This window comes from Edaphobacter flagellatus, from assembly GCF_025264665.1.
Classification (GTDB): Bacteria; Acidobacteriota; Terriglobia; order Terriglobales; family Acidobacteriaceae; genus Edaphobacter; species Edaphobacter flagellatus.
On record NZ_CP073697.1, the window covers coordinates 3,701,831 to 3,713,795 of the forward strand.

6 protein-coding genes and 1 pseudogene are annotated in these 11,965 nt (G+C 54.2%); 6 read left to right on the plus strand and 1 reads right to left on the minus strand.

Features of this window, described 5'->3' with window-relative positions:
• The first annotated feature begins 304 nt into the window (after positions 1 to 304).
• From KFE13_RS15515 to KFE13_RS18705, 4 genes are all read left to right on the plus strand, one after another.
• Positions 305 to 3,739: a TonB-dependent receptor gene (locus KFE13_RS15515; protein ID WP_260704069.1), complete on the plus strand. Its 3,435-nt coding sequence runs from the start codon at positions 305 to 307 to the stop codon at positions 3,737 to 3,739.
• A 472-nt stretch (positions 3,740 to 4,211) separates the two neighbouring features.
• Positions 4,212 to 4,514 (plus strand): hypothetical protein, encoded by a 303-nt coding sequence (locus KFE13_RS15520; protein ID WP_260704071.1) that lies wholly within the window; start codon positions 4,212 to 4,214, stop codon positions 4,512 to 4,514.
• 146 nt (positions 4,515 to 4,660) lie between these two features.
• The gene (locus KFE13_RS15525; RefSeq protein WP_260704082.1) at positions 4,661 to 5,371 is read left to right on the plus strand and encodes a heparinase II/III family protein; all 711 of its coding nucleotides are present in this window, start codon (positions 4,661 to 4,663) and stop codon (positions 5,369 to 5,371) included.
• The gene (locus KFE13_RS18705; RefSeq protein ID WP_390891583.1) at positions 5,325 to 5,849 is read left to right on the plus strand and encodes a heparinase II/III domain-containing protein; all 525 of its coding nucleotides are present in this window, start codon (positions 5,325 to 5,327) and stop codon (positions 5,847 to 5,849) included. Before KFE13_RS15525 ends, KFE13_RS18705 begins: the two co-directional genes overlap by 47 nt.
• A 198-nt stretch (positions 5,850 to 6,047) precedes the next feature.
• Here the strand turns inward: KFE13_RS18705 and KFE13_RS15530 are convergent, their stop codons facing one another.
• Positions 6,048 to 9,710 carry an NHL repeat-containing protein gene (locus KFE13_RS15530; RefSeq protein WP_260704084.1) on the minus strand — a complete coding sequence of 1,221 codons (3,663 nt, stop codon included), beginning with the start codon at positions 9,708 to 9,710 and terminating at the stop codon, positions 6,048 to 6,050.
• Positions 9,711 to 9,981: 271 nt separating this feature from the next.
• Between KFE13_RS15530 and KFE13_RS18710 the strand changes: the two are divergent.
• Positions 9,982 to 10,116: pseudogene (locus KFE13_RS18710) on the plus strand (IS481 family transposase); the annotation flags it as partial.
• Between the two features lie 216 nt (positions 10,117 to 10,332).
• Complete coding sequence (locus KFE13_RS15535) at positions 10,333 to 11,613, plus strand: hypothetical protein (RefSeq protein WP_260704086.1); 1,281 nt, start codon at positions 10,333 to 10,335, stop codon at positions 11,611 to 11,613.
• Positions 11,614 to 11,965: the final 352 nt, after the last annotated feature.

Here is an 11,965-nt window from a genome sequence, read left to right on the forward strand (position 1 = left end):
GTGTGCACTGGCAAGTAACTGGCTGAAAATAAAGGGTTGTTATGTGGAAACCGTGAAATACGTTGTGTTTATTTTATGGGGGTGAAAATCTCGCCCAACTTCGCCAAAGGAAATAGCGTCATTGCCCAAATTCGCTGTCCTCAGTTCACTTTGGGATCGCAGCGTAGCAGGGTGCTGGTAAGCAAGGAGAAGGGGCGCAAATATGGCGATCGCGGGTCCAATTTCAGGAGGTATATCGATGTCGTTCGTGTTGCGTTCATTAAAGTCTGTAGGGCATCAGTCAAAGATCTTGCTCGGATGTTTTGTGTTGGCCCTGAGTTGTTCGTTGTCGTTTGCTCAGACCATTACGGGTTCAGTTACCGGCACTGTGATCGACCCTGGCGGGGCTCTGGTGAAGGGTGCCGCGGTGACGGCAATCAACATCGAGACCAAGGTGTCATTTCAGTCACAGACAAATGCCGACGGCGTGTACAGCATCAAATTCCTTCCCATCGGGTCGTATACGCTGGCAATCTCGGCGTCAGGGTTTAAAAGAGTAGACATAGCCCCGTTCAATCTCACGGCTGGCCAGGAGGCGCGATTCGACCAGACTCTCCAACTCGGATCGAGCAATGAAGTTGTGACGGTCACCGATTCAACTCCGCTCATCGACACGCAGGACGCTACGATGAGCGCTACCTTCGACGATAAGCAGATTACCGAACTGCCACTGATTTCGGACAACATCCTTGCTCTGGGAGCACTGGTACCCGGTGCGATTGCCCCCAACTCGTTCGACATATATCCAATTAGCAGCGGCTCCAATGCCAACAAGATGCTCAATATCAACGGCAACCCCGGTCAGACGACCGTCTCCATCTTGGACGGGCAGCAGATATCTTCCGCGGTAAACGATTCGCTGGATTACAACCCCAATCGTGAAGCGATACAGGAGTTCAAGATCCTCACCAACAATGTTTCAGCAGAGTATGGCAACGCTAACGGCGGCACGATTTTGATGACTACCAAGAGCGGAACGAACCAGTTCCATGGAACGGTCTGGGGACAGTTGGGAAACACTCTTTTGGACGCCAATACATATAGCAATAAAAGAGCCAATGCTATCAATCACCCAGCGATTCCTGCGACAAGGCCAGTGCTAAACCGCTACTTCCTTGGCGGTCAGATCGGCGGGCCTATCCTGAAGGACAGGCTCTTCTTCTTCGTTTCTTACAGGGCGGTTCGGTACAAATCAGATGCGACATCTAATCTGGTCGTCCCGGATACGGCATATCAGGGTAATCCACTACTGGACATGACTGGCGCAGCTGGCACAAAACCCGCTTACGATCCCACCACAAATAAGTTCTACACCATTACGAATCCGGCGGCCCTATACCTGCTGCAGCATCCTAACCTCTATCCAACCTGCAATCAGTGCAACCGCACAGGCTCCAACAATCTTGGTGGTTCTCTAGGTTACAACTTCAGTGGTTATCAGAAGAATAGTCTCAACGTCGACCAGGTGGATGCAAGGGGCGACTATCGAATAAACGATAGGAACAATCTCTCCATACGCATCTCAAGATTGCCCGACAATTGGACCCGCGTCACCCATATAGCGGCCCCGATCGTTATTCCGTATAACGGCAATAACCCATGGACAGGAGGAGTCGTCAACTGGTCGCACCAGATTAGTCCGAATCTGGTGAACGAGGCGCGCGCCGGCTTTGGCCGCTTAAGCAGCGATGGACCTCCGCTCGATGTCGATGGTGTGTGGGGCACCACCGGGAACGCAGCGCTCGGCATCCCTGGTGCCCAGAAATTTCCAGGCTTTGCCCAGATGAATTTCCAGGGCGCTGGTCCAGGTCTTACAAGCCCTGGTTCCGTAGGTACTGCCATATTAAGCAGAATCAACACGTTTGAGTATGGCGACAACCTGAGCTGGCAGTTGGGCCGACATTCCATCAAGATGGGCGGCAAGTTTATGCGGGTCCAGAACAATACTTTCTATGCCGGTTCGGCCGGTGCGCTAGGCTCTTTTACCTACACTGGAACGGCCGGGTCTCCCAGTAGTACAGGTAGCAACTGGGCCGACTTCCTTACCAACCAGGCATCGACCTATTCGCAGGGAGCGAACAGTGGAGCGTGGGGGCAACGCGAGTGGAGGGACGGTCTCTTTATCCAGGACGATTATAAGATTTTGCCTAACCTTACCTTCAACATGGGTGTGCGGTGGGAGTATGACCAACCCCGGTATGAGGCTCATGGCAGGCAGGCGAACGTAGATCCCATTACCGGTGTCGTCAGCATTGCTGGCCTCAATGGGGCAAGCCAGGGGTTGATCAATCCGTTCTATGCCGGGTTTATGCCGCGCGTGGGCTTTGCCTATACCCCTGGGTCGGAGCGTTTAGGCAATCGCTTTGTCGTTCGCGGAGGGTATGCCATCACCAGCTTCTTACAGGGTATCGGGGCCACTCTCAATCTTCCTCTGAATCCGCTCTTTGTCTACAACGCTTCACCCAGCCCGTCCCAACTAGCGCCGTTCCGGGTCCAGAACGGCTTTGGGACAGGTGTTCCTGGAACACTCACGGGCAGATTTCCGATCTTTGACAAACATTTGAAGCCGGCCATGGTGCAACAGTTTGATCTTGCTGTCGATTATCAGATCGACAAACTGTCTTCTATAAATGTGGTGTATGCCGGCCAAGTTGGCCACAATCAGGAAAACGTGTTTGCCGGAAACGCTCCCGCCTGCTCGGCCTTTCCTTTGATTGCACCTGCTGATCCAAACACGGCGGGAACCGGACCAACGTGTGTTCCTGCACTGCTGAATATCTTGCCTGGGGTCACTGCGGGTGGTCTTCAAGAGACCGCCTCGGAGGGCACCTTCAGCTACAACGGACTGCAGTCGCACTACCAGAGAAATATGTCTCATGGATTGCAGCTTAGTGCGAACTATACCTACGGCAAGACGCTGTTGAGCGGCAGCACCTCTTTCTATCCGCAGACTCCCAGTTGTATCTCTCGAGAGTGTGGAGAGTGGGGACGGGCGACTTGGGACGCTAGACATAGCGCTTCCGGCCAGGTTACCTATGACCTGCCGGTCGGACGAGGACGGTGGATCGGCACAAACTGGAATCCCTGGCTGGAGACCTTCATCGGAGGCTGGAAGGTAGCGATGACAACCAACTGGCACTCGGGTTTCCCACTCACAATCGGTTCAACCCAGTTCTACAATAACAACGGGGGGATGCCCACTAACTCTACGGTTCGCGCCAACCACTACCGATCGTTCCACGTTGTGAATCGTTCGTCGCAGAACTGGTGGGGGACGGACCCATCGGTAACGAAGCCCTGCTTGAATGCAGGAACTGCTTGGAATACCAGTAGTTCTTTCAAGGAAAGGTGGTCGCTCTATGGAGGAGCGAGTAAGCAATACACTCTCTACACCCAGAATGATAACGGCGTGTGCGCCTATGGCGAGCAGTTGTCGACCATGCAGGGTACTGCCGCCGTTGGCACCGAGCAGGCACCGGGCAATCAGGATGTGAGTGCCTCTGCCAGCAAGGTGTTCAGCCTCCCGAAGGACGAGACGCTGCAGTTCCGGGCGGATTTCTTCAACGTTCTTAACTTCACCGCGCTTGGCGCCCCTGGAACTAGTATCTCCTGCGGCAATAACTGCGCAAACTTTGGACAGATTACAAGTGCCGCAAACACAGAGCGCCGCGGGCAACTGGCGCTGAAGTACACCTTCTAGTCCCATCGTTGGATAGCCAAGGCCGTCGGAGTATCGTGCCTTTCAGCCTTGGCTGCTAACGCTGGACAGCCTTGTGCTAACTTCCGGGGACAAACGGGCTCGGGGTGATAGTGAAGCTGGAATGAAATGAGGCTGCAAAGGCTGCGGGGGTCTTTCCGCAGTCCTCGCAGCTCCTTTAGAGGGGATACTTCCATCCCCTCTTTTTTGCGTTAAACCGGGAGGTTCAATAGTGGCCATTCGTAGGTTCCGCAAGCAACATATTTCTCCGCTTATGTGCGTCGCAACTCTCTTTTCCTTGACCATGGGTTCCTCATCCTCTGCATCAGGCCAGTCTCTCGTTTTGCGTACATTGCGTTCGCAACATCCCAGACTGCTTGTCCTTGATGAGGATTTGCCGGGTATTCGGGCGTCAATTCGCGATGACAAGTTTCTTCGAAACAGCTACCAGAGCATTTTGGCCCGCGGTGAGGGCATGCTTTCCGTCCCGCCACTCGAATACACGATCGCGGGGCCAGAACATACTCTGCTTGCGACAGCCCGCGCAGTAGAGGATCGCATCTTTACTCTCGCAGGACTCTATCGTATTACCGGCGACAAGCGATTCGCCGAGCGTGCTCGGCAAGAGATGTTAGCGAGCGCGAATTTTCCTGACTGGTATCCGAAACATTTTCTCGATACCGCAGAGATGACTGCTGCGCTGGGAGTCGGTTATGACTGGCTGTACAGCTTTCTATTCGCGCGGCCATCGTCAGCAAAGGGATTGATCCCTACTTGAGGTACATCCGTCCGGGTGGAAAGCTGATTCGCGGAACTAATAACTGGACCCAGGTGCTCAGCGGTGGTCTGACGCTGGGAGCATTGGCGCTAGCCGATGAAGAACCTCTCCGCGCGAATGACGTCCTGGAAGACGACGCACGCCCAATGATGGAACAGATCATGAAACTCTTTGCTCCCGATGGCGGGTTTGAAGAGGGGCCAGTCTATTGGAACTACGCAACAATCTATAACGTCCTCTATCTTTCCGCACTGGATACGGCCTTAGGGAATGATTTTGGTCTGTCCCATTCCCAAGGCTTTGCGGAGACTGGAAGTTACCGAATCCAATCGATTGGGCCCACGCGTAAGAGTGCAAACTTTGGCGACGCTGAAGAGGAAGTCTTTCCTTCACCGCAGATGTTTTGGCTTGCAAAGAAATTCAATAGGCCGGAATACGCTCTACATGAAAGAGACTTAGCCTCGGCGCTTGGCAACAAGATGTCTCCGACGACAGCGTGGGAAAGCGGTCGATTTAGTATTTTTGCCCTTTTTTGGGGTACGGCCTCCCTGGGAGCGCATAGCGATTCTGAGCTTACTCTCGTTCACCGCTTCACTCGTATCAATCAGGTATTTTTACGTAGCTCATGGGCTGATAGTAACGCCTGGTACGTGGGCCTAAAAGGCGGTGATGCAAAAGCAAGCCACGGTCATCTGGATCTAGGTAGTTTTGTTCTCGATGCACTCGGACAACGCTGGGCAATCGATCTTGGCCCCGATAACTACGGTTTACCCGGATATTTCGGCCCACAACGTTGGGAACTATTACCGCATGCGCAGCGAAGGACACAATACACTCACCATCGATGGGAACAATGAGGATCTAGACGCTCATGGTGTTATCACTCAAGTTGGGAGCAATAGCTCTAAGCTATTTGCCATTGCGGACCTTAGCCAGGCATATAAAGGAAAACTAAGTTCTTGGAAACGCGGTGTGGCGCTGCTCGACGATGAGAAAATGTTGGTTCAGGATGAGATTGTGCCTGTCACAGCAACCGGAATTATCTGGAACTTTCACACGAGAGCACAAGTTAGACTCAGCCCTGATGGCTCTCTAGCGACACTCACTCAAAATGGATCTGTGCTTTACGCTCATATCCTCTCGCCAGCGGGTGTCCGATTTAGCGCTGAGGATACTAAGCAGTCTTCCGTCGAAGCAATCAACCGAAACGTTACGAATTTGACGCTTCACGTTCAAAGCGGACACGAAGCCATGAACATCGAGGTCCTTTTCACGAAGGACGCAACGAAGTCTTCGATAATCTCCCCTCCACTCACGGACTGGACCCCTCGCTAAAGTTGCGAAGCCATAACACTGGCAAATCGCCGGTTTCAGCGATGCTGCCGGCCCTTTATGGGAGAGTGCACCCTACACGACCTACATGGCGAACCGATGCCAACATACCAACGATAGCTCCTGGCTCAAAGATTCAGAGGTGTTCGATTTTTCCGAACACCCTCTGGATGGAATGCTCTTCAACTGTATTGCTGCCAGTTATTGAAGCTTTACCAGCGCAGCGCTCAGTGGCGGAATTGTGAATGTAACGGCATTCCCCACAACTGGCAACGTGTAGGGAGAGTTCACGGTAAAGGAGCCATCGGTGCCAATGGTGCTTCCTTGGATGCTTACGTCGCTTGCACTGGTGTCAGAAAGCACCGTAGTAATCTGAGCTGTAGTCAGGGGTGCGGTGGTATTTGGAATCGTGGCATTGGTCAGTATCTGCAACGAACCCGTATTGACCGCTCGTCCAGGAGTCAGCGTAATACTGAGTGCCTGCCCGGACTTGTTATCGACCACTACATTCAGAGTTGAACCGGACTGTACGGCATAGGCGCTGATGTTCGCACCCGACGTATTCCCATTAATAATGGTTCGCTGCATGTATCCGTTGCCGGTCTGGGCCGCGAGGACCATTCCGGACAAGATCGGCTGCGGGCCAAGGACCGTGTTTCCGCTGTTATAGATCGGCGAGTAAGAGACTGTATTCCCGCAGTGGAAATTTGAGCCGACCCCACCAAACTGGGCCATGGTGAACACATGGTCGATCGACCATAGCGCAGACGCGTAGGAGTTGCTTACACCGTGTGTGCCCCCGCTGTAGTAGCTGTTGGTCTCCGCCATGCTCCAGTGGGTATCGTTGGTGTATCCGTTGTACTCCAGCAGCGACGCTGTATTTTGCAGATTGGTGTCGGGATAAGAGATTAAGTCAGCAACGGTGTTGGGTGGAGTAGGGCTTGGAGCACCGCGGTAGTAGTGCTGCGTCAGCACGCCCTTCTGGTAAACGTCCGGCACGCGTGCCTGGGCAAAGCTTGGAAACATCCAATCGCCTGCGAACGCACCGCCAGCCAATGGGACGACAGGGAGCGAGTTATTGCTCAATGCGGCCTCGATCGCCGAAGCAACGTTCTTATAAGCGGTCTGGTAGTTAGCGTAGCTCCATCCGGAACCATAACCGTCGGGCTCATTTCCGATCTCAAACGCATACAGGGACGAGCCCAGCTTCTGCGCGACATAGACGGCCTCCGCGGCTGCATTAGCCTCCGCAGTCGCAGCGTTAGCGCCTGTCGAACCGTATGCCTCCAGCGGGATTCCATAGAGAACCTTCCATCCTGTGGCCTCGAGGAACCCAGCCAGGGCGTCTACGTCGGCCGGTGCTATCTGGCCGGATGTCTGCCCGGCACCTGCCGGTGTCCATACGGCGGTCTCCAACGATCCTCCGCCAATCCTCAGGATTCCGCCTGTGTTGGGCGCATGAAGCAGCTTGAAGAGATTGATCAAGGCCGTATCAGAGTTGGTCAACAGACGAATCTGCATCTGTCCCTTTTCATAGCTCAGGCTGTCGAAGCCGGAGGCATTCGCGACCCAGTCGCTCGCAAGCACAGTGCGATTGGTTGTGCTACCAACAGTACTGACGATTGGGTAGGGGCCTGTGGGCGGCACTACAGGCGTGGCGAAGCTATAGGTGACCGTGCTGCCCGTCGTGGATTGCGTGACCGTTGTATACAACTGGGAGTTCACCACGTTGATGCCGAGAGGCAGTGTTGAGGTTCCCGAGGCCAGCGCGGGCTCGGGGTTGGAATTAATCTGCGCCGCAGAGGGGGCCTGCGGTTCGGCAGGATAGCTGCCCGCTACTCCAGTCGCAAAGTACGAGAGGCCCTGCGCGATCGGGGTAACGACTGGGACGGCTGCGCCTACGATCTCTTCGAGCGACGGGCTTGTAGAGCTGCCCTGGTTGGCCACCCAGACGTTACCGGAGGGGTCGATAGCTAGGCCATAGCCGCTGCTGATGCCCGAGTGAGCAAACCCCGTCGAGCTAGCTGGCGAAAGCAGAGTCCCGCCGCTGCTGAACTCTGACACAGACGAGCTACCGTTGTTTGACACCCAGACATTGCCCGCGCCGTCCAAAGCAACGTAACGCGGAGCATTGAGGCCACCGGTGTAGCTGCTACCCGCGGTCACTGAGGTGATATTGCTGATGCTGTTGGTTCCGGATTGGCCATTCGCAACCCAGACCGATCCGCCCGCGCCCGTTGCCAAACCCCATGGTTCAGACATGGATCCGACACCCGATGATGTCCCGGTAAAGGTATTCAGGGTGGTACTCGTTGTCAGTCGGCAGGGATACGTCGAGGCACCGGCACAGGCGGTCATGTTGAGATTGGAGAGCTCGATGATCTGGGTGGAGGAGGGCTGGCCGCTGCTGCTCGACAGCCATAGATTCCCCTTGGTATCGAAGGCTATAGCTTCTGGATTGACGAAGGTGTTGGACGTGCCAGCTGTGCCTGGTGTGCTGCCGGCTATGGGAAATTCATAGGCGGGAATGCCGGTTGTTGAACCGCTGCTGGAAAGCGCAGTGCCGTTGGGAAACGCAATCACCGTATAGGCGGCGGTGGTGCTCTCCTGACTGAAGTACACGTTGTTGCTAGCGTCCACGGCTACGCCATACGGCGTCTTGCCATTGAGGTAGTAGCCACCCGAGCTCGTGGATGGATTGTATTGATAGTAACCACCGCCCGAACCCGCTACCGCGCTGAACCAGACATTGCCGCTGAGATCGACAGCGATGTCCTTGATGTTCTCTCCAAGCGTCTGGCTTCCGAAGGCGGTGCGAAAGACCAGCGGCACTCCAGTAGGACTGATCTCGGACAGCGCACCCGTGTACGTACCGGAACCGTTGCCGGCAACCCAGAGATTACCGCTGGCATCGACCGCCAGCTTGATCGGTTGTACCAGATTCGTAGTGGGGGAGCCGACGTACTGTATGCCCAGAGTCCAGTCCGTTGGCTGAGAAGGCAAGCCAGTAAAGGGCGGGGCAGAACCCTGCAAAGCATACAAAGCGGTGAGGTTCGCCGCAGAACCATTGGAGTTGTTGCTGGTAGGGTTCAGGCTCATGTAAACGGCTGCCTGCAAAGCGTCCGTCGGGAGAATCCCGCTTGAGGTCGCTACGCCCGTCAGCAACGTCAGACACGGTGTCGATCCCGCTCCGCTTGAGGCCACGCAGGCATCCAGAATATTGGCGATGGTGTTAAGCTTTGCAGACTCCGGTATAGCTGTGATGGAGCCAAGGCTGCCAGAGCCGGTTAGGGTAACTGAGGTCTGCGCGTCGCCAGTAGCGACATTCACCAGGTTGTTCACGGTGGCAAAGGCGTTGGCCAAACCGGTCTGGGGCTGCGTCCCGCTGGGCGCGCCGAAGCTGTCGATACTGGAGCTGCCGTAGGTAGTCGTGAAGTACTGCCCCAGTGCAAAAGCGGTGGCAGCCGTGGTGACTTCATTCACAACGAAGCTGGAGCTGGAACTCAGATTGCCGCAGGCTCCGAGCGGTGTCACCAGCATGATGGCGCTATTGCTGCTGGTACCCATTGCGCTACCGCCAGAAGCCGTGAGGTAGACGAGGGTACTGGAAGTGGGACAAGTGTAATCGCCGGTGATGCTGAAACTGCCATCTGATGCCGTTGTCACAATGGTAGAGCCCAACAGGTTGGCGCCGGCGGAGCCGTAACCGGTCGAACCGGTCGTCATCAGCTGGATGTCTGCACCAGATACAGGCTGTTGACCGCCGTAGACGTGGCCGGTCTGGGCGATAGCTCCCAAAGCCTGCAAAAGCACCAAACCGACAAACGTACGTGAGTAAATCTTACTTACACTGATTGCAGACATGTTGGCACCTCTTCTTGCTGGAAGTAAAGCCTAGATAATTTAGATGGTGAAATAATCCACTCTTACGAAGTCGGGTGAGCCTTTCACTCCAATGAATCTTCTGCAACGTATTTCACGGTATTTCACCTCTCACATTCTTGTTTTCAATCAGTTGAAACCATGTGTTTCACAGGATATGGCCCTTACCATCAGGCAGGAGGTATCGCAGAAGCAGAGCGGATGGAAGCAGATCGCGTGCTCAAGGCTGTATGAGCTTCTGGTTTATGCGTTGCGCAGCCGCCGCCCGCATAGTTGCTCCCACGCGACGCTCGAGCCGATCGAGAACGCGATCGTTGCGCTTCGGGCCAAGCATCCGTCCTGGGACGCGCGGAAGCTCAAGGCGAGGCTGGAGATGCTACAGCCAGATACGCCACGTCTTGACTCCCGATGTGCATCAGAAGAGATCTTCGATCAAAACAGCATGAGCACTCGATGGAGGGTAATTTACCTCCCAGATTTTTGCTCAAAGTGGTTTGACGGCGGTATCCTTCACTCTAGATGTGACATTTTTATTTACGATTTGGTGAGAGTTTTCGCGCAAGAGGGTCTCCCCTCTGGACGTTCCATGGCGGGAAGCTGAAAAATGAACAACAACGAGGTGGCGGCCGTCGACCGGGTGACGGAACAGGAAATACGTTTGCAATTGGAGCGGATTCTTCTGAGCCCGCCATTTCGCGGCAGCAAGCGACACCCCAGATTTCTTCGTTTTGTCGTCGATAAAACGCTGTCTGGGGCGGCTCAAGATATCAAAGAGCGCATTATCGGAGCTGAAGTCTTCGACCGCGATATCCACTACGACGTGTCGAGTGACCCAATCGTTCGCGTAGCCGCAGGCGAGATACGAAAACGCCTCGCTCAGTACTATATCCAACCTGGGCATGAGGTTGAACTTCGCATTGAGCTGCCTCCCGGTTCCTACGTTCCCTCGTTCTATATGCCGCACCGGGGTGATGACGTAGCCACAGACGAAAGATCAAAGCCGGATAGGGAACTGCAAGTAGCTTTATTGCCAGGCGAGGGTTTCTTCATCTCTGAACCGGCGGTTCCGGCTTCTGATTCTGCAACCAACACTGTAAATACCGTAAGACGCAATCGCGTCTTGGTAGCCATCGCAGCCGCTCTGGCTGTTCTGCTTCTTATTGCGTTGGGTTATTTTGTATGGTCGCGTGAGCACCGGCATGCCACGAATCTGGAAGTCTTCTGGCAGCCCCTATTGGGCTCGAATTCCGGCACCATCCTATGTATCGGTGATCTCAATTACCTTATTCAGGATCGATCACCGACTCTGCCCAGCGATATCAGCCGCATCCTCGCCGCTCACGATCATATCTCCGGCATAGACGCGGTAGCGATGGCGAGAATAGTGGGATTTATGGGCGAACATAACCGGTATGCCATCGTTTTCCTTGCCGATAACGCTACTCTCACGGATCTGCGCGGTAAACCGGCCATCCACATTGGTGCGTTCAACAATCACTGGACTGGAGAATTACTCTCGAGCTACCGTTTCCAGTTTCAACATGATGCCATCAATAAATTGGGAACAATCCGCGATACTCACAACCCTGCGCAAGCATGGACGATCGATCTACGATCACCACCCGCGGCTGTTCACAAAGACTATGCTTTAATAAGCCGCATCAGAAGTTCGATCACAGAGCAAGCAGAGCTTATGATTGCCGGAATCGGGCCAAGCGGGACTGTGGCTGCGACTGAATTTGTTACCAATCCCCGCTATTTCAATGAATTCACGAAGCTCGCACCCAAGGGATGGGAGAATCGCGAATTACAGATTGTGATTACGACGGACGTCATCGGTGAACGACCTGCCCCACCCCATGTCTTAGCCTTCGATGTTCGCTAATCCAATTTCAAGATAATTCTGCGGGATACCTGACCGTCATCCGTAATGAAATGCACGCAAAACCCATCTAGGGTCTCACTAGATACCTTCAAAAACATGAACGAATAATTGCCTTGAGGAGCAGGTTCCCTCTTAGCACAGAAAAACTGTGGCCAAGCGCATTGGAGGGATCGCCTGAAAATGGCTTATAGACCAGAGAAGGTAAGTTACCTCTCTCTGAGAGGAGATAAACCATTTTATTTCAATGACCTATTCTTTTTGGAGGGAAACCTACCGTTACGCACCTTCCGCAGATGTCCTTTGATCGCTAGTGTGGCAGCACTCTTTGAAAATTGGAGTTTCTCAAATCAGT

Bases quoted from the DNA above. Each gene is read 5' to 3' on its own strand.
- KFE13_RS15520 (WP_260704071.1), top strand. From the start codon at position 4,212: ATGCTTTCCGTCCCGCCACTCGAATACACGATCGCGGGGCCAGAACAT.
- KFE13_RS15525 (WP_260704082.1), top strand. From the start codon at position 4,661: ATGATGGAACAGATCATGAAACTCTTTGCTCCCGATGGCGGGTTTGAA.
- KFE13_RS18705 (WP_390891583.1), top strand. From the start codon at position 5,325: ATGCGCAGCGAAGGACACAATACACTCACCATCGATGGGAACAATGAG.
- KFE13_RS15530 (WP_260704084.1), bottom strand. From the start codon at position 9,710: ATGTCTGCAATCAGTGTAAGTAAGATTTACTCACGTACGTTTGTCGGT.
- KFE13_RS15535 (WP_260704086.1), top strand. From the start codon at position 10,333: ATGAACAACAACGAGGTGGCGGCCGTCGACCGGGTGACGGAACAGGAA.